This window comes from Clostridium kluyveri (genome assembly GCF_001902295.1).
In the GTDB taxonomy this organism is placed as follows: Bacteria; Bacillota; Clostridia; order Clostridiales; family Clostridiaceae; genus Clostridium_B; species Clostridium_B kluyveri_B.
The window spans coordinates 3996993-4013765 of sequence record NZ_CP018335.1 but is presented as its reverse complement, the minus strand read 5'-3'; the positions used below and the strand labels follow the sequence as shown (position 1 = coordinate 4013765).

At 30.6% G+C, this 16773-nt stretch carries 19 protein-coding genes and 14 tRNA genes; 21 read left to right on the top strand and 12 right to left on the bottom strand.

What is annotated here, in order from left to right:
- Positions 1 to 39: 39 nt before the first annotated feature.
- A complete protein-coding gene (locus tag BS101_RS19665; protein WP_073541436.1) occupies positions 40 to 1449 on the bottom strand; it encodes a hypothetical protein in 1410 nt (469 codons plus the stop codon).
- 93 nt (positions 1450 to 1542) lie between these two features.
- Here BS101_RS19665 and BS101_RS19660 point away from each other — a divergent pair, with 93 nt between their 5' ends.
- From BS101_RS19660 to BS101_RS19575, 18 genes are all read left to right on the top strand, one after another.
- Complete coding sequence (locus tag BS101_RS19660; RefSeq protein WP_073540323.1) at positions 1543 to 2532, top strand: AIR synthase family protein; 990 nt, start codon at positions 1543 to 1545, stop codon at positions 2530 to 2532.
- Between the two features lie 45 nt (positions 2533 to 2577).
- Complete coding sequence (gene rph / locus BS101_RS19655; protein ID WP_073540322.1) at positions 2578 to 3324, top strand: ribonuclease PH; 747 nt, start codon at positions 2578 to 2580, stop codon at positions 3322 to 3324.
- The gene (locus tag BS101_RS19650; protein WP_073540321.1) at positions 3324 to 3932 is read left to right on the top strand and encodes an XTP/dITP diphosphatase; all 609 of its coding nucleotides are present in this window, start codon (positions 3324 to 3326) and stop codon (positions 3930 to 3932) included. Before rph ends, BS101_RS19650 begins: the two co-directional genes overlap by 1 nt.
- A 2-nt stretch (positions 3933 to 3934) precedes the next feature.
- Complete coding sequence (locus BS101_RS19645; RefSeq protein ID WP_012103783.1) at positions 3935 to 4405, top strand: metallophosphoesterase; 471 nt, start codon at positions 3935 to 3937, stop codon at positions 4403 to 4405.
- A gap of 127 nt (positions 4406 to 4532) precedes the next feature.
- Positions 4533 to 4608, top strand: a tRNA-Pro gene (locus BS101_RS19640).
- Positions 4609 to 4659: 51 nt separating this feature from the next.
- A tRNA-Gly gene (locus tag BS101_RS19635) sits at positions 4660 to 4733 on the top strand.
- A gap of 5 nt (positions 4734 to 4738) precedes the next feature.
- Positions 4739 to 4815: transfer RNA gene (locus BS101_RS19630), tRNA-Arg, on the top strand.
- Between the two features lie 7 nt (positions 4816 to 4822).
- Positions 4823 to 4898 (top strand) — tRNA-Lys (locus tag BS101_RS19625).
- A 10-nt stretch (positions 4899 to 4908) separates the two neighbouring features.
- Positions 4909 to 4984: transfer RNA gene (locus BS101_RS19620), tRNA-His, on the top strand.
- 6 nt (positions 4985 to 4990) lie between these two features.
- Positions 4991 to 5065, top strand: a tRNA-Gln gene (locus BS101_RS19615).
- Positions 5066 to 5067: 2 nt separating this feature from the next.
- Positions 5068 to 5143 (top strand) — tRNA-Lys (locus BS101_RS19610).
- Positions 5144 to 5183: 40 nt separating this feature from the next.
- Positions 5184 to 5267, top strand: a tRNA-Leu gene (locus tag BS101_RS19605).
- Between the two features lie 69 nt (positions 5268 to 5336).
- Positions 5337 to 5411, top strand: a tRNA-Gly gene (locus BS101_RS19600).
- 18 nt (positions 5412 to 5429) lie between these two features.
- Positions 5430 to 5503, top strand: a tRNA-Gly gene (locus BS101_RS19595).
- A gap of 5 nt (positions 5504 to 5508) precedes the next feature.
- Positions 5509 to 5585 (top strand) — tRNA-Arg (locus BS101_RS19590).
- Between the two features lie 91 nt (positions 5586 to 5676).
- Positions 5677 to 5752 (top strand) — tRNA-Pro (locus BS101_RS19585).
- A gap of 87 nt (positions 5753 to 5839) precedes the next feature.
- Positions 5840 to 5913 (top strand) — tRNA-Gly (locus BS101_RS19580).
- A gap of 27 nt (positions 5914 to 5940) precedes the next feature.
- A tRNA-Arg gene (locus BS101_RS19575) sits at positions 5941 to 6017 on the top strand.
- A 92-nt stretch (positions 6018 to 6109) separates the two neighbouring features.
- Here BS101_RS19575 and BS101_RS19570 read toward each other — a convergent pair.
- The 4 genes from BS101_RS19570 to BS101_RS19555 form a co-directional block, all read right to left on the bottom strand.
- Positions 6110 to 7288, bottom strand: coding sequence for a tyrosine-type recombinase/integrase (locus BS101_RS19570; RefSeq protein WP_073540320.1), 1179 nt, complete (start codon positions 7286 to 7288; stop codon positions 6110 to 6112).
- 94 nt (positions 7289 to 7382) lie between these two features.
- Positions 7383 to 7958 (bottom strand): Uma2 family endonuclease, encoded by a 576-nt coding sequence (locus BS101_RS19565; protein ID WP_073540319.1) that lies wholly within the window; start codon positions 7956 to 7958, stop codon positions 7383 to 7385.
- Positions 7959 to 8330: 372 nt separating this feature from the next.
- Positions 8331 to 8675: a Uma2 family endonuclease gene (locus BS101_RS19560; protein WP_073540318.1), complete on the bottom strand. Its 345-nt coding sequence runs from the start codon at positions 8673 to 8675 to the stop codon at positions 8331 to 8333.
- 215 nt (positions 8676 to 8890) lie between these two features.
- Positions 8891 to 9334 carry a helix-turn-helix domain-containing protein gene (locus BS101_RS19555; RefSeq protein WP_073540317.1) on the bottom strand — a complete coding sequence of 148 codons (444 nt, stop codon included), beginning with the start codon at positions 9332 to 9334 and terminating at the stop codon, positions 8891 to 8893.
- 302 nt (positions 9335 to 9636) lie between these two features.
- Here BS101_RS19555 and BS101_RS23535 point away from each other — a divergent pair, with 302 nt between their 5' ends.
- Positions 9637 to 9774 (top strand): hypothetical protein, encoded by a 138-nt coding sequence (locus BS101_RS23535; RefSeq protein ID WP_198039523.1) that lies wholly within the window; start codon positions 9637 to 9639, stop codon positions 9772 to 9774.
- A 347-nt stretch (positions 9775 to 10121) separates the two neighbouring features.
- On the opposite strand, the gene BS101_RS19550 is transcribed toward BS101_RS23535, so the two are convergent.
- The 3 genes from BS101_RS19550 to BS101_RS19540 form a co-directional block, all read right to left on the bottom strand.
- A complete protein-coding gene (locus tag BS101_RS19550; RefSeq protein WP_073540316.1) occupies positions 10122 to 11066 on the bottom strand; it encodes a DUF5050 domain-containing protein in 945 nt (314 codons plus the stop codon).
- A 26-nt stretch (positions 11067 to 11092) separates the two neighbouring features.
- Complete coding sequence (locus BS101_RS19545; protein WP_073540315.1) at positions 11093 to 12004, bottom strand: cell wall-binding repeat-containing protein; 912 nt, start codon at positions 12002 to 12004, stop codon at positions 11093 to 11095.
- A 439-nt stretch (positions 12005 to 12443) separates the two neighbouring features.
- Positions 12444 to 13091, bottom strand: coding sequence for a flavodoxin family protein (locus BS101_RS19540; protein WP_073540314.1), 648 nt, complete (start codon positions 13089 to 13091; stop codon positions 12444 to 12446).
- Positions 13092 to 13224: 133 nt separating this feature from the next.
- On the opposite strand from BS101_RS19540, the gene BS101_RS19535 reads away from it, so the two are divergent.
- Positions 13225 to 13590, top strand: a complete 366-nt coding sequence (locus BS101_RS19535; protein WP_073540313.1) for a winged helix-turn-helix transcriptional regulator — start codon at positions 13225 to 13227, stop codon at positions 13588 to 13590.
- Between the two features lie 138 nt (positions 13591 to 13728).
- On the opposite strand, the gene BS101_RS19530 is transcribed toward BS101_RS19535, so the two are convergent.
- Complete coding sequence (locus BS101_RS19530) at positions 13729 to 14244, bottom strand: DUF4489 domain-containing protein (RefSeq protein WP_083585777.1); 516 nt, start codon at positions 14242 to 14244, stop codon at positions 13729 to 13731.
- 318 nt (positions 14245 to 14562) lie between these two features.
- Here BS101_RS19530 and BS101_RS19525 point away from each other — a divergent pair, with 318 nt between their 5' ends.
- Positions 14563 to 14820, top strand: a complete 258-nt coding sequence (locus tag BS101_RS19525) for a hypothetical protein (protein ID WP_156876105.1) — start codon at positions 14563 to 14565, stop codon at positions 14818 to 14820.
- 820 nt (positions 14821 to 15640) lie between these two features.
- On the opposite strand, the gene BS101_RS19520 is transcribed toward BS101_RS19525, so the two are convergent.
- The 3 genes from BS101_RS19520 to BS101_RS24665 form a co-directional block, all read right to left on the bottom strand.
- On the bottom strand, positions 15641 to 15841 hold the full coding sequence (locus tag BS101_RS19520; RefSeq protein ID WP_073540311.1) for a helix-turn-helix transcriptional regulator: 201 nt from the start codon (positions 15839 to 15841) through the stop codon (positions 15641 to 15643).
- Positions 15842 to 15849: 8 nt separating this feature from the next.
- A complete protein-coding gene (locus tag BS101_RS19515) occupies positions 15850 to 16206 on the bottom strand; it encodes a DUF3796 domain-containing protein (RefSeq protein ID WP_073540310.1) in 357 nt (118 codons plus the stop codon).
- 63 nt (positions 16207 to 16269) lie between these two features.
- A complete protein-coding gene (locus BS101_RS24665) occupies positions 16270 to 16632 on the bottom strand; it encodes a zinc ribbon domain-containing protein (RefSeq protein ID WP_073540309.1) in 363 nt (120 codons plus the stop codon).
- Positions 16633 to 16773: the final 141 nt, after the last annotated feature.

Below are 16773 nucleotides of genomic sequence, written 5' to 3'. Positions count from 1 at the left end.
CCTAAAATTATAAAATTTATTTCTAAAAATATATTTAATCTATACATTTAAAGGCGATTCTGGTTTAAAAAAATGTATTACAAGAAAAAATATGAACATATTTTTATAGGTATCGAAAGAAGTCTTTATAGATTTAAAATTTTCTTTTTTTCTACTGTAAGTTACATATTTAGCAAAAACAGGGGCTACTTCACAGGATTCTGGTGAAGGAATCGAAGATGGTCTAAAATTTTGTTCTTCCAATAAATCTTCTGATTTAAGGGAAAAGCTCCTATATCTTTCTGCATCATTTAAATTAGGGGTTTCAGGCCAACTTAAAATTATACCTGAATCTATTAGTTGACGTTTAAAAATATCTAGTACTACTAAATTATTTTTATTTTCATCTCTATATAAAGCTGTATCTATCATAAAAACCATAAGATAAAGCATAATTTCAAGAGATGTAAATTCTATATTTTTTTTGGATGTATTTTTTATAAACAATCCTTTCTCTGCATCATAGAGTTTTAAAAGTCTTTCAGATATAAATTTTGCATTATCTTTGGATTTCATAATATTTGTGTTTCTATATATTAAAGTATAGTTTATATAGTTTAATGCATCATTTTCCACATCTATGTTTTTTAATATACTGGATTGGGAGTTTTCTTTATAATACTTTTCAAATAAAAGTTCCGATATATCTAATATTAAGTCTTTACACTGATTATCTTTTGAGTAATTATAAAATATATTTAAACCAAAACATAATTTTGTAAGTTCTTCAAAAGATAGATCGTATAGTTCTTCTTTTGAATTAATAAGCATATTTAAAATGTCAAAAGAAAAGTTTTTAAATTCTTCTTTTTCTTCATTTTCAAGAAGGAGACTGCATTTGTAATAAGCAGCCATCAAAAGAGCTTGAGATGAGAATTTGAATTTTTTGTTTTTTTCTATGAATTTTAAATCCTCAGGAGCAGAATTGCTTTCATGTTTTTTATCAATAAAAATACCTTGTACGTTTCTAAAATGTAAAGCATAAAATTCCAGTTGATTTTTACATATTAAATTGTAAAGTGGTTTTAAATTGTATTTATTTTTATCTATGTTATAAAAAGAGGTATAGTAGTCTGAAAGTTCCAGCAAGCACAAGGTCATAAATGCATTGCTATCTATGTTTATTTCTTTTTTAAATTTATCCTCATTCCAACAAAGTTTGTTATCCATGTTTATAAGGACAGGATTTGCTTTTCTATATATACATAGAAGTGGAGAAACATCTTTAAATGTGGTAATATCAAAGTTAGATATATTTTTTGTATTTAGTTCTTTGATTGGGGTAAAAATTCCACACTTTGAATGTAGTACAATTTCCTTTAAAGATTCTTTTGAGAAATAAAATAATTGATGTTTAATATTATGGGGATTTATCTTATTAATTCTCAAAAAAGGTCCTATATATTTCAAAATATTTACACCTACCATAAATTAATCCTTATATAAATAATATGAAGTAGGATGAAAAATAGTTCTTATTTATTTTAGAAAGGAAGAAATTTTATGAAAGCTGGAAAGCTAGACTGGAAAGATTTAAAAAGTATAATAGATAAAAATAGATCTGTTGAAAGAAATGATGTTAGAGTAAGAAGTGGAATAGGAGAGGATTGTAGTGTAATAAATTTTGGGGATAAGGAGTGTGTTGTTTCCACAGATCCTATTACTGGAGCTAATATAAATAGTGGAAGACTTGCAGTACATATAAATTGTAATGATATAGCATCTTGTGGGATTGAGCCGGTAGGACTTTTGGTTACAATACTTTTGCCTGAAGGAGCTTCTTTAGAGGATATAAATAGACTTATGGGAGAAATTAGTGATGAAGCTAAGAAGTTAAATGTAGAAATTCTAGGAGGACATACTGAAGTAACCAGTGCAGTGAATAAAATAGTAATATCCTGTACTGCTATAGGAAAAGGTGATAAGGGAAAAGCAGTATCTACATCAGGAGCAAGAGAAAAAGATGATATAGTGGTAACCAAATGTTTATGCTTGGAAGGCACTAGTATTATAGTGAATGACTATGAAGATAAATTAATTGGTTTACTTACTAAAGAAGAGATAAATGAAGCTAAGAATTATATAGAACAAATAAGTGTGGTTAAAGAGGGAATAGTATCAGGAGAATTTGGAGTTAATTCTATGCATGATATAACAGAAGGAGGAATACTAGGGGCTCTATGGGAGATTGCCGAGGCCAGTAAAGTTGGTTTTAAAGTTTACAAAGATAAATTACCAATAACTAAGATAACAAAAAAAATATGCAGTCATTATTTAATAGATCCCTTAAAGTTAATTTCATCGGGAAGTATGCTTATTACAACTCCAAAAGGTGAAGAGTTAGTTCACATATTGGAGAATGAAGGTATTAAAGCCTGTATTGTAGGAGAAATTACTGAATATGGATATAAACTAATTTGCCATGGCGAGGAAGAAGAAATAGATGCTCCTGGAAGAGATGAATTATTTATATTAGAGGAAAAATTAAAGTAATTAGGGTATAATTGAAGAATATAGTTTTAATTATGGAGGTAGAATATGAGAGTCGATGGTAGAAAATGTAACCAAATTAGACCTGTAAAAATAACCAGAAATTATACAAAATATGCAGAGGGCTCTGTATTAATGGAAAATGGAGATACAAAGGTAATATGTACTGCTTCTATAGAGGATAAAGTACCACCTTTTTTAAAAGGGAAAGGAGAAGGTTGGATTACCTGTGAGTATAATATGATTCCTAGAGCTACCCAAGTAAGAAAGGCTAGAGATATAAATAGAGGTAGAATTGACGGGAGAACTATGGAGATTCAAAGAATAATAGGCAGGGCTCTTAGGTCCATAGTGGATTTAAAGGCCATAGGAGAAAAAACTATATGGGTTGATTGTGATGTGATCCAGGCAGATGGAGGTACCAGAACTGCATCTATATCCGGTGCTTTTGTAGCCTTGGTTGATGCTGTGAATAAACTTCACAAACAAAATCCTTTTACTATATATCCTATAAGAGATTTTGTAAGCGCTGTAAGTGTGGGAATAGTAAATGATACAAGAATGTTGGATTTATGTTATTTAGAAGATTCTAGGGCTAAAGTAGACATGAATGTAGTGATGACAGATTCAGGAGAATTTGTTGAAATACAAGGCACAGGAGAACAAAATCCTTTTACCAGGGAAGATTTAAAAGAACTTTTGGCTTTAGCGGAAAAAGGAATAAAAAGTATGATTAGTGCACAAAAGGATAGTTTAAAAATGGATTCTTTATGGATAGGAACAGGTGGGGAGTAATGAAAAAATTAATAGTAGCAAGCAATAATGTTAATAAGATAAAGGAAATAAAACAAATACTTTCTAAATATCCAATAGAAGTTATATCTATGAAAGAGGCTAATATAGATATTGATATTGTAGAGGATGGAACTACATTTCAAGAAAATGCTTATAAAAAAGCTAAAACTATATATGACTTGCTAAAAGTTAAGTGTATGGTACTGGCAGATGATTCAGGTCTTGTGGTAAGGGGGCTAGATGGAAGGCCGGGGGTATATTCTGCAAGATTTGCAGGGGAACATGGAAATGATAAAAAAAATAATGAAAAACTTTTAAAACTTTTGGAATATAAAGGCTACGAGGATAGAAAGGCTAAATTTGTATGTGCAATTACATTAATAATAAATGACAGTAAAGTTCTAAAGGTCCAGGGAGAAATCTCAGGTATAATATGTGAAGAAGAAAGAGGAACTAATAGATTTGGGTATGATCCATTATTTTATATACCGGAATATAATATGACCTTTGGGGAAATGGATTCTATACTTAAAAATTGTATAAGTCATAGAGCTATGGCGTTAAAAGAGCTGGAAAAGGAAATGAGGTACCTTATGAAGGAGGTATAAGTTTGCATATAGGGGTAGTAAGTGATACTCATAGGTATAAAAAGTTCATAAATAAAGTTGTGGATGTACTGTATAATACAGAACTGATTATTCATTTAGGAGATAATGTTCAGGATGTTAATGAAATAAAAAAGATTTATACAGGCTCTATTATTAATGTAAGTGGTAACTGTGATTTTAATGTAGATGCTCCTGTTGAAAGATTAGAAATTATAAGTGGCAAAAGGTTCTTTATAACTCACGGACATAGATATGATGTTAAATATAGTTTATCTAGGCTAAAATGCAGAGCCTTGGAACGGAAAGCTGATATAGTTTTATTTGGACATACTCATATATCACAAATAGTTTATGAGGAGGGAATATGGTTTATTAATCCAGGAAGCCCCTCTGTACCTAGGGATGGATTCAATAGTGTTGTAACTATAGATATGCAGAAAGGAATTGTAAGTCCAGATATTAAAGGAATTTAAAGAAAAATAAAAAAACTAGAAAATAGGTATTGACGAATTAATATATATCGTGTAGAATAATTAATGTCGTCAAGAGTTGTAGGCAATTTTTAGTTTAAGGTATTAATGGTTTTAGTACTTTTAACGTCGGGGTGTGGCGCAGATGGGAGCGCGCGTGGTTTGGGACCATGAGGTCGCAGGTTCAATCCCTGTCACCCCGACCATTTGATTCTAAGTAAACTGTCCAGATTTAGTTTGCTTATGAAACGATTTGTGCGGGTGTAACTCAATGGCAGAGTGCTAGCCTTCCAAGCTAGTTATGAGGGTTCGATTCCCTTCACCCGCTCCAGGCGTGCGTCTTTAGCTCAGTTGGATAGAGCAACGGCCTTCTAAGCCGTGGGCCAGGGGTTCGAATCCCTTAAGACGCACCATAGATATGCGCCATTAGCTCAGTTGGTAGAGCATCTGACTCTTAATCAGGTTGCCCGGGGTTCGAGTCCCCGATGGCGTACCAAAATAATACGGTGAGCGTAGTTCAGTTGGTAGAGCGCCAGATTGTGGTTCTGGTTGTCGTGGGTTCGAGTCCCATCGCTCACCCCAGTTTAATGGGATGTAGCCAAGTGGTAAGGCAGTGGACTTTGACTCCACCATTCGTAGGTTCAAATCCTGCCATCCCAGCCAATGGTTTACTAGCTCAGTTGGTAGAGCACATGACTTTTAATCATGGTGTCCGGGGTTCGATTCCCCGGTAAGCCACCAGTTGGTATCTTAAAGTATTTGACCTATGTTTGTTTTAAATGCAGGTGTGGCGGAATTGGCAGACGCACTAGACTTAGGATCTAGCGCCTATGGCGTGGGGGTTCGACTCCCTTCACCTGCACCAATTTTATTAATAATGTGTTTTTATTATAAATAATTAAAATAGTGTGGAAAGTATACGTTTATATATATTGCGGGAGTGGCTCAGTGGTAGAGCGTCACCTTGCCAAGGTGAACGTCGCGGGTTCGAATCCCGTCTTCCGCTCCAAATAAAGAAGAATTTTATGCGGGTGTAACTCAATGGTAGAGTGCTAGCCTTCCAAGCTAGTTATGAGGGTTCGATTCCCTTCACCCGCTCCAAACGTGCGTCTTTAGCTCAGTTGGATAGAGCAACGGCCTTCTAAGCCGTGGGCCAGGGGTTCGAATCCCTTAAGACGCACCAGATATGCGTCAATAGTTCAGCTGGTAGAGCATCTAATTCTTGATCAGGTTATCTGGAGCTTAGCCCCGATGGTGTACCAGTTTTGTAACAACGGGGTGTGGCGCAGATGGGAGCGCGCGTGGTTTGGGACCATGAGGTCGCAGGTTCAATCCCTGTCACCCCGACCATTTGACTAAATAGAAATAAGGCGATTTGTATTTGATAATATTTCTTTTTTGTGGTATTATTTTATAAAGAAAGTATTTAATAGTTATGCGGGTGTAACTCAATGGTAGAGTGCTAGCCTTCCAAGCTAGTTATGAGGGTTCGATTCCCTTCACCCGCTCCATTTGCATTTTTAGAATAAAATTAATAAGCACCCATAGCTCAGTTGGATAGAGTGATGGACTTCGAATCCAGAGGCCGCAGGTTCGAGCCCTGCTGGGTGCACCATAAAGTATTGATAACACTGGATCACAGTGTTTTTTATTTTACCTAATTTTATAGATTTCCTCCATTTTCCCTCCAAAGTTTTCGATGAACATTTATTCTACATTAAAAAGACTATTTATTTTATCAATTGCTTTTATTTTTTGTTCAGGCATTACGTGAACATAAACATTTGATGTAGTTGAAATATCAGCATGGCCTAGTAACATTTGAACGGTTTTTATAGGAACATCCTTTTCAAATAGTCGTGTTGCATATGTATGCCTTAAACTATGGAACTTCTTACAAGGTATATTGTTTTTATTCAGTATTTTAACATACATTTTTCTAAGATTATTGGGATCTATTGGCGTTCCTAGCGGAGTAGAGAATATATAATCATTTTTAATATATGCAACCCCTGCCTTGAGTTTTTCCTTTTTCTGCTGTAATTCATGTTTTTTCAATATTGGTATTAGATTTTCAGGTATAGGAATAGTCCTAATACTGTTTTTAGTTTTAGGGGATTGTTCAACTAAGCAATATTTCTTTTTATTGCCATCAAATAAGTAAACATCTTTTATAGTTCTTTTAACTGATACAGTACAATCTTTATAGTTTATATCATTCCAGTTTAAACCGAGCAGCTCCCCTTGCCTTAATCCAGTACCAAGTGCTAACAGAAATAATGCTTGTAATCTATGGCTTGCTACAGCCTTTACAAATTGATTTTGTTCATCTAGAGTAAATATAGTTATATCATTTATTCCGTCTTCATCATTTACTGAATTATCTTCAGGAAGGGTTATTGATTTTCCCATACAGTAATTTCTTACTAAATAGCCTTCAGCAACACAATAATTAAAAAAGGATTTAAGTAGTTTATTTAGATTTTTAACTACATTGGCACTTTTACCGCTATCCATAAGAGTATTATAATAACGCTGTATATCAAGTCCTTTAAGGTCTTTTAATTTTATGGGATATAGCGGCGATGGCTTTACATATAGTCTAAAAATGCCCTCATATCTTTCAAATGTGGAGGGCTTAACTGTATTCTTAACTTTTTCAAATAACCACATATCACATACTTTACCAAGTGTAAGCTTATCATAATCGCTGGTTAAACCGCTATTCAAGCCATTTTTATATTTCTCTAATTTGTCTTCAGCTTCCTTCTTAGATTTACCATAGAATTCTTTTCTAATTCTTCTTCCATTTGAATCCCTTCCCAGGTCAAGGTATACTCTATAATATTTTTTACCATTTTTAATTACATTGGTCTTTGTTGCCAACTATATCACCTTCCTTTTTACTTTGGATTGTAATGTACGGAATTCGTACATTAGAGATTTAAATTAGTGGTTACTATGAAATATTACAAAGTACCTACACATCTAAAGTATTAAAATCAATTTCTAAATTGTTATATATTCCAACCTTTATTTTATCTGTAAAATTATAAGTTTCAGGAGCGGCATAGTGTGTTGTATTATCAAGTCTATAAACTAATGTGGATTTATTCATAGGATTTACTATCCAATATTCTTTAACTTTATATTGGTCATATAGGTTTAATTTTTTTATATAATCATTGTTAGGATTGAATGGTGATACTATCTCTATTACCATATCAGGAGCACCAATACAGCCTTTATCATTTAATTTATTCCTATCACATATTACAGATATATCAGGCTGGACAATGTTTTTGCAGTTATCAAGGTTTTCATCATCAGTAAGAAATACATCAAAAGGCGAAGGATATACTTTGCAATTACCGTTATTGGTTTTAATGTAATTATAAAACCTAGCAGACAATTCCATAATAAGTTCTTGATGTATTCTTGAGGGTGCTGGAGACATATCGTATATTGTACCGCCTATAAGCTCTATTCTTGCACCTTCAGGGTAATTCATATAGTCAGCATAAGTGTAAATTTTATTTTTAGCTGTGTTATCCATAGATATTCAACTCCTTACATAAATAAATTTTATTGATTGAATGTATAAGTTCCACATGACAGAATTCAAAAGCTCTCATTTAAAATGAGACTTTAATGTAAATTTTATGCAGAGTCTAGTTTTTCGAATTTTTCTGAAAAACTTACTCAAGAAAGTTCCTGCTAGTTTTCGGATTTTAAATCTGTTAACTTGGTTCAGTGTAAACGGGGTGGGTATATTACATATACCTTGATGTTTATATTATACTCTAATAGCGGTACGCCAAATTTGACGCAGGGTATTGATTAACTCTTCTTGATAGTGCTTGAAATTACAAGTAGGGTGCCTGAAATTTAGAAAAGGCATTGATTCTTATAATTAAGAGATTTAATTTTATTGGAATATGCTCTCCAGTTTAATAGATAAATCTTTAAATATACTGGACTTAACTACATCATCCTTTGAATTATCACATAAAACAAATAAATCAGTTTGAACTCTTTTTATATCTTCATTCTCTTTTTGCAATATGATATCAAAGGGTGAAATAAATGGTTTGCACTTTTCCTCTTTAAGATATTGTTTAAATTCAAACAATAAATTTCCAATTATATTCTGGTGTTGAAGTGTGGGAGTAACTTGTAATAGTATTTCTCCATCTATAAATTCAGCTCTTTCCATATCTTTCGTGATTTCTAAAAACTCATCATAAGTGTATTGTTTTTTAGATTCGGGCAATATAAGTTTTGTTTCTCCTTCTAAAATATTTATAATAACTGTTTGGTTTTGTTAAGAGTGGTCAGCTAAATAAAATATTATTTACTTATTTATTTTTTTGTGATAAATATATCTGGTTTCGTATCCTGTTACCGGACTTGAGTAAATGCAATTACAATGTATTATGTTAAGATTATGTTTTTATCAATAGTTAGTGGCAGCATACATTATCTCATTTATGTTTGTTCTGAGAAATTTTTTAAATATAAAGTTATTTTCTCTAAATCAGAATTACTGATTTTCTCACCATTTTCTATTTTGTTTCTAAATGCGTCTACTTTTTCGGAAACAAATGAAAGTTGGTTTTGTAAGTTTTCCCAAAATTCTAAATTTAATTCAAGTTCGAACCATTTATTTTTAATTGAACATTCTTTATTATTAAAATAATTAAGTGTTTCTATATAATGACTTATACCAAGTAATTGATTAATAGATATTTTAAAAACTTTGGCGATTTTGTTCAGTGTATTTGCATCTGGTTCACGATTATTGTTTTCATAATTAGAATAAGTTGAATATGGTATTTCTAGAATTTTAGCTATTTCTTTTTGACTAATTCCTTTTTGCTTTCTTATATATTTGATTTTACTACCAATCTGAATAAAATCATTTAACCCCATCTTTAGTTCACTCCTTAATATAAGAATAATAAAAAATATTCAGAAATGCAAATTAGTTTTAATTGCTTACTTTACATATTCATTGTTGAATATTAATATGGATATATAAATTATATTCAATAATGAATATTTTTATAAAAGGAGATATGAAAATGTTATGAATAGCTGTAATAGCTTAAAAGAAATGGAAATTCTAAAATTAAGGTATGGGTGGGATAATAATAAATGCATGAGCTGTGAGGAAGTAGGACAAGTATTTAATTATTACAGGTAATAAGGCAAGGAATATTGAATATAGAGCTATGGATAAAATAAGGCGTACTCCCTGGGGAGTTAGGAAAGCAGAGAAATTATATATTGAGAAGATTAAAGGTGGGGAATATAGTATTTCTGGAGCTACAGAAAATATAAGTTTTGCCTATAAATATTTATGTGATTAGGTTATATAGTGAAATATAATGGCGTTATTACATGGTGAAAAGTTTCAATTAAAATGCTATTGTATGGTACAAAACAGGACATTTCTTTAAAATATTTATAAGAATTATTGTTTGCTAAACATTAAAAATACTGATTTTATAAGGGATACAGTTATAAAGGAGTGTCCTGTAGAAAAGTTTCTAATAAATATAAAAAGAGGAATGATATATTTTCCATACTATTGACTATGATTGTGGTATCGCTAAGAAGATTAAAATTGTTACTTACAGTGTAGATAAAATCCTTGATACCATCTAATTTTGAGACCCAAGAGTCCTGAGAATTGAACTCCAACTTTTTATTTAACTTAATTCGAGTTGGTGTTATTTATACTAGAATCTACATAGTCATTTTCAGAACCATCTATTTTAGTTTTATATACATACTCAACGATATCCTCCCCTGGAGTAAAAACAGACCAAGTATAATAAACCCAGTCGTCTACGACGTTAGGCCCATATATTTTGCGGTTTCCGGAAATTCCAGGATTAAGAATGTTACTGTCTATTATTTTAACATTACTACTACTATCTGTTTTAATTTTATACAATCCACAATCTTTTGATGTGTAATAAATCCAACCATTAGCAACGTTAAAGTTCCCATCAACATTAGAATCATTGAGAATACATAAACTTTCTGAACTATTAAGCTTTGTCTTATAAATTGCACCAGGAGATGAATAATACATATAACCGTTATCTATAAGCATTTGTGATACACACTCATCTTTTATTTTCGTTTTACTTGAACCATCAAGTTTAATCTTATATATTCTATTATTATCAGAGCAATTAACATAATAAGCCCAGTCTCCAAGTATATTTAAGTTTTGTATAAATTCACTTGGATTTATAAGAGTTATTCCTGAGCCATCAGTATTCATTTTAAAGAAAGAACGATTAGCTACCTCATCCACAAACGTAGCTGTAAAATAAATTATATCTCCAATTACGATCATAGTGTTGCATGAATGATCAAATATTTTTGTTTTACTAGAACCATCAGTTTTTATCTTATATATTCCGGTACTTGTGGAATAATAAACCCAATCTCCTACAGCATTTATATTATACACATACTCTATGCTAGACTCACCCTGCAATGTATCAAATAATTTTGTAATTGTATTTCCATCTTCCTTACACTTATATAAACATGTACCTCCATCTGTATAATAAATCCATTCATCTTGTTTAGCTGAAATTCCATTAAAATATATGTTACCATTAGTATTGCCGGAAAAAGACAATATATTATTTATAAGCTCAGGTGGTATTACTCCTGTACCCCAAGTATATTAGTTTTAGATTTTGAAGTTATATTCGAAGATATAAAGTCACCTGTAGTTTGTTCCATATCATCATTTATTAATACAATACCAGAAGAATTTTTTGCCGCTAAAGCATCAGGAAAATTTTCACCATTGGCTAAATAAATATTTCTAAGGTCCAAGTCATTTTTAAATTTATTTAACACTGCAATATTAGTGTCATATTTGCTATTGCCCCATATCCTCTCGCTGTTAGGAAAATTATTTGCAATATTGTCACTTACTACATCGTTTTCTCCTATAATATATGTTTTTGTTATTTTGTTAGTCTTTATGTAATTAGATAAAGACTCAGGTAAAGTATTTGGCGGTGTAAGTATAACTTGCATAGATTTTTCTGCAGCAATAGGTGCTATTGATAAAGCGTCAGGAAAATTCTCTCCATTTGCTACTGAAACTTGTCCATTAAAGTCCAATTGTTCTGCAATCTTAACTGATGTTTCATATCTATTTTGTCCCCAAAGTCTTGTAGTCTTAATATTAAGTTCCTGAAGTTTATTCTTAACGTTATCAGATATTACTGATGAACCACCAATAATAAATGTTTGCTTTACCCCTAATCTCTTTAACTCATCTTCAACTCTATTGTTTAGGGTTGTACTCGAATTTAGTAGAATAGGAGCATTATATTTTTTAGCAAGAGGAGCTGCACTAAGAGCATCGGGAAAGTTTTCACCATTAGCTAATACAGCATATTTTGAACCATTAGCCCAGCCACTTTTAGAAATTTCAATAGCGATATCATACTTATCACTACCCCCGATACGCTGAGTGTCATTTGCGGCCATTACTTTAGTTGCCATGGAAAAAGTTATACTCATAGCACACAGCATAAGTATTAATTTGCTTTTAATCATTTTATAACCTCCATTATTAATAATTTTACATAATTAAAATAAAAATCCATTGTAATTATAACATAAAATAACTTACTTTTACGTAATAGGCGAGAACTGGATTAATAAGGGGTAGTATAAATTTTACTAGAGAAAAGATTTATTATGTATTTGATGCTGCTTATCATGAGAGAACAATTATTAAATTTTTCTCCTTCTTGAGAGGATTCATTTGTTTTTTGGAGAAGTATTAATCTAATATATATTGTACAAATGTAAATTAGAGCGATACTTCCTTATTTTTTAGTTCAAAACTATTAACACTTATAACTATGTGAATTTACTTTGAAAAGTCATATATAAACTCCTTTTTTATTAGTTGTTGGGGTTTGTGTAGTAATGGAACAGAAAACGGCTATAAGTGTGTAAATATTTTACATTTATAGCCATTCATTTTATTCTACTTTATTAAACTAGCACCTAATTCAAATGCTTTTTGACAATCTAAAGGAAATTGAATTTTTCTATGTGTTGCTTTTGCTTCTTCAGAAAAAAGAGTAGATTCATATTTTGAGTAATCATCAAACTGGTAAGTATCATTACAATACATTACTTTTGGTTTTGTAAATATGTGTTCTATAGAAGATTCCACGCTATTGAATATTGCTTTATAATTTTCCATAGATTCTTCTGGAGCACCCATTGTATAAATGAATGCTGTTGGCATCTTTTTTGGTGCAATTGAAGAAAGGTTCTTATCATATACTAAATAAGGAAATAATAGTCTTTCTAAAAATGATTTTAATTGACCTGTTATATTACCAATATATACTGGAGATCCGAAAATAATCCCATCAGCTTGAGATAATTTTTCTAAAACTTCTTGAATATCGTCTTTTAATGCACATTTTCCATAACTTTTACTTCCAAGTCTTTTACAGGCAAAGCAACTTATACACCCAGTATAGTTTAAGTCATATAAATTAATTATTTCAGTCTCAATTTCTTTATCTTTTGTATTTTCTTTTACTCCATCTAAAGTTTTTTGAAGTAATGTGGCTGTATTTTTATTTTTTCTTGGACTTCCATTAATAGCATAAACTTTCATAGTAACACTCCTATTTCTAATATTTTATTTTTATGTTATAATTAATATAACATAAGGGTATAAATATACAAGTATGCAGTTTTTTCTGTGTAAGTATAAAAAATATACCTTGAGATTTAAAGGAGTTGTAATTATGAATTGTAATAAGGAATTTCCTAATGATAATATATATGATATACAATGTCCTGTTATATATGCGCTTGATATTGTAGGACAAAAATGGAAATTGCCTATCATGTGGTGTTTATCCACTAAAGACTCTACTAGATATAATGAATTAAAACGAAAAGTTAAAGGTATTACTAACATGATGCTTACAAAATCCTTAAAAGAATTAGAAGAACATAAACTTATTGTTAGGATCCAATATGAAACGATTCCTCCTAAAGTTGAATATTCTTTAACAGAAAGAGGTAAAGCGTTACTTCCTACATTGAATGAATTAGCTATATGGGGTGAAGAACAACTTAAACTTGATAAGTCAAAATCGAATTTTTAAACGTTTATCATTTATTTTAATACATAATTTTCCCTTATTGTGTCTAAAGGGGTGATGAAATGAAAATGGTACCAATCAACCAAGAAAAGATTATATGGTTAATATACCATTTTCTTAAAAATTATTTATTCAATAGTATTATTCTGGATTATCTACAGTAATTGCTGCTAGTCTTGCAGCGAAAACACCAATATTGCCTGTAATAATAGTCCCAGCAGCTGTCACTGTTATAGCATAAGTGCAGCATCCGTTTAAACATTGGTTACAATCACATACAAAAAATGTGAATATAGTAGAAGCAGGGACTGCTGTTGCTTGTGCTACTGCAAGAGAAAATTGTCCGCCAATAGGTATGGGTTGTTGATCATTACAAAATCTAAATACTTGAAAATTTAAAGTTCCTACAACAGGTGCTGTGGGTGAAGTAGGTGTTGCGATTATATTACTTGTAAATTCAAGCTTCGTACATGGATTACAAAATTTAGAAGTATCTATAGTGACAGTAGCGATAGTAGCAGTAGTTCCGCCTGGGGTAGTGTCAGGTAGTATTATCTGACCAGCTTCTCCACATTTTAAGATAACTAGGTTTGGTTCGTTGATTTTACAATTATGTCTATAATCATTATTTAAATTAATATCTGATATTGAATTCATATATTGATCCCCCTTATAGAGAATTTTAATAATACAATTTAATAGCACTGTGAATTTTTTAAGTATAAGTTAATTGTTAGAATATCCTCATAATATATGATATTGAATAAGTGGATGGATGTGATATTGTATCTTATGAATGTTTTTCACGAATAGGTGTTAAGTTTGAAAATATTGCTTCGCATAGTTCTTAATATTGTAAAGTGGGTATATGCCCGTTACGAGACAATTAAACGTAAAAAGGATAGTGACCACTATGACATTAAATAGAATACCGGAGGATATGAGGAAAGATATTTTAAAACCTTGGAATTTACAATGGAAATAAATAATACTCTGGAGACCGTGGAGAAAGATATATTTTACATGAGATATATATTTAAATATCCAATAATGAAAATAGTACAACAAACAGGATATTCTAAAAGGATGATACAATATAAGTTGAATGATATAATCATAAAGCTTAATGAGGGTCCAGAGATATATGGAAAGATTAAAAAATATAAACTGGAACAGTACATTATTAAAAGTTACATTGCACCCAGTACTCCAAAAAAGTGCAATGATTTTTAGAATACAACAAACAAAAGGTTGCAAGCCTATAGCCTTGGTTTTAAAGGGCTTTAGACATTTTTATTTAACGGAACGTTATTAATAAAAGTTAAGAATGAAAAGTATGCATTTAGGAAAAATTGAAGAAGCTAAAATTACATGTGCAAAAAAACTATTTAATGAATTATCTACAAGTCATATTAAGTATCTATGAAGTAGATAGTTATCAGTCACTTTTAAATATAATGGGAAGTTTATAAATAGTAAGACAAATAAATTTGGAAAAAGATATTTCTTGCGATGATAAAGAAATTAAATATGATCTAAGAGATAGGAATGATTAATACAAGAAAATGATTAAAGACTATGAGTTAATATAAACTTAAAACACAAAAGCCCTAGGTTTCAACCCCAGGGCTTTCACTAATTAGAACATAATGAGTGACTTTAAAGTATTCTTATAGTATTAACCATTATAACCAACTTTAAACATTAAACTTCTGTGGTATTATAATTATAATATGAACTGTAACAAGGGTTGTATTTAAATGAATATGGTACTGTATTACTAAAGGAATTTGTATTGTTGAACCTTAACAAGGATTGTATTAACACTTTAAACCTTTATTTCCGTCAGGTCTTTGATTTTCAGTAGAAATCATAATCAAACCAAAACTGGTCACAAAAACCCTTCACCTAATTCAGCTGGAGGGTTTAATCATGTCTATATTCATCCAAATAAATATATGACGTGTTATAAAAATTAAATATAATAGGTCCTTATTTTATTGCTGGCATCATAAATATTCCAATTATCGATAATTCTTTGTATAGAAGAATCTTAATCGAAAATAAATATTTCTTCGATGGGTGCATCAACAGCTCTTGATATGTCTATTGCTAGTTTTAAGGATGGGTTATATTTCCCTGCTTCTAATCGCATAATTGTTTCTCTTCTTACTCCAACTATTTTAGCCAATTCTTCCTGTGTTAGTTCTTTTAACTGTCGGTATTTTTTTAAATTACAAATAAAATTCACTATAATACTCCTTATCCTTCTTCTAAAATGTAAAATTTTATAGCATATGCAATCACTAATGAGGCAAAGCAGATAGAAATAAATACTATCATATATGCACGAATAACAGGGAAAAGAACTCCGCTAATGAATAGTATGGCCATTTTATATATAGCTATATTGCCTAAAAAAGCTTTTGCCATTGTAGCATTTTTATAATATCGTTCATCCGGAATATCAATACTAATTTTAGCAATCCCAAAAGCCCCGAAAAATGCAAAGTAAGCAATCCAACAAAGATCTGTAATATTATATGTAGTTAAATATTTCAAAGCATAAAACCCCATAAATCCTATAAACCCAAAATATCCCATTTTCCGTTTAAACATTTTATATCAAAGGTTTCAGGGTATCAGTACAGATGTTTTTACAAAGTACATGTTTTATATTTTTTATATTCTTTTACCACAATGTGGACAGTAATGAAATCCAGGCTCTATCTGTGAAGAACAGTGGGGACAGAGATTATGGTTATTATCACAATGTATATACTCCCTTTTGATTTCTACCATTTCACCATTTTCTATTCGAAGACCGATATTATCGTCAAGTGTACAAAATTTCATACAACAATGGGTCCTGATAAGATAACGTGTATTCCATTTCCATAAAGGAATGAAGAAAATATGAAAATAGTTATATGACTTTAGAATATCATAACTACCATAAGCATTACATAATGGACAAATATTATTTCGATTTGTTAAAATATTTTTATTTTTATTCTCAATTCCAAAAATTCCAATGAAAAACATTAATTTCACTCCAGTATTTTTTATCGGTTGTTATGCCTTTAACTGTTAACATGTTCTTTTTATTTTTACATTATACCATGTTGAAATACTTTCTGTGTAATTTATTACAACTATTTATTATTAAATATTTCCTCTATTTTA

Coding starts and splice junctions, on each gene's coding strand:
- BS101_RS19660 (WP_073540323.1), top strand. CDS start 1,543: ATGAAAGCTGGAAAGCTAGACTGGAAAGATTTAAAAAGTATAATAGAT.
- rph (WP_073540322.1), top strand. CDS start 2,578: ATGAGAGTCGATGGTAGAAAATGTAACCAAATTAGACCTGTAAAAATA.
- BS101_RS19650 (WP_073540321.1), top strand. CDS start 3,324: ATGAAAAAATTAATAGTAGCAAGCAATAATGTTAATAAGATAAAGGAA.
- BS101_RS19565 (WP_073540319.1), bottom strand. CDS start 7,958: ATGGATAACACAGCTAAAAATAAAATTTACACTTATGCTGACTATATG.
- BS101_RS19555 (WP_073540317.1), bottom strand. CDS start 9,334: ATGGGGTTAAATGATTTTATTCAGATTGGTAGTAAAATCAAATATATA.
- BS101_RS23535 (WP_198039523.1), top strand. CDS start 9,637: ATGGATAAAATAAGGCGTACTCCCTGGGGAGTTAGGAAAGCAGAGAAA.
- BS101_RS19545 (WP_073540315.1), bottom strand. CDS start 12,004: ATGATTAAAAGCAAATTAATACTTATGCTGTGTGCTATGAGTATAACT.
- BS101_RS19540 (WP_073540314.1), bottom strand. CDS start 13,091: ATGAAAGTTTATGCTATTAATGGAAGTCCAAGAAAAAATAAAAATACA.
- BS101_RS19535 (WP_073540313.1), top strand. CDS start 13,225: ATGAATTGTAATAAGGAATTTCCTAATGATAATATATATGATATACAA.
- BS101_RS19530 (WP_083585777.1), bottom strand. CDS start 14,244: ATGAATTCAATATCAGATATTAATTTAAATAATGATTATAGACATAAT.
- BS101_RS19525 (WP_156876105.1), top strand. CDS start 14,563: ATGGAAATAAATAATACTCTGGAGACCGTGGAGAAAGATATATTTTAC.
- BS101_RS19515 (WP_073540310.1), bottom strand. CDS start 16,206: ATGTTTAAACGGAAAATGGGATATTTTGGGTTTATAGGATTTATGGGG.
- BS101_RS24665 (WP_073540309.1), bottom strand. CDS start 16,632: ATGTTTTTCATTGGAATTTTTGGAATTGAGAATAAAAATAAAAATATT.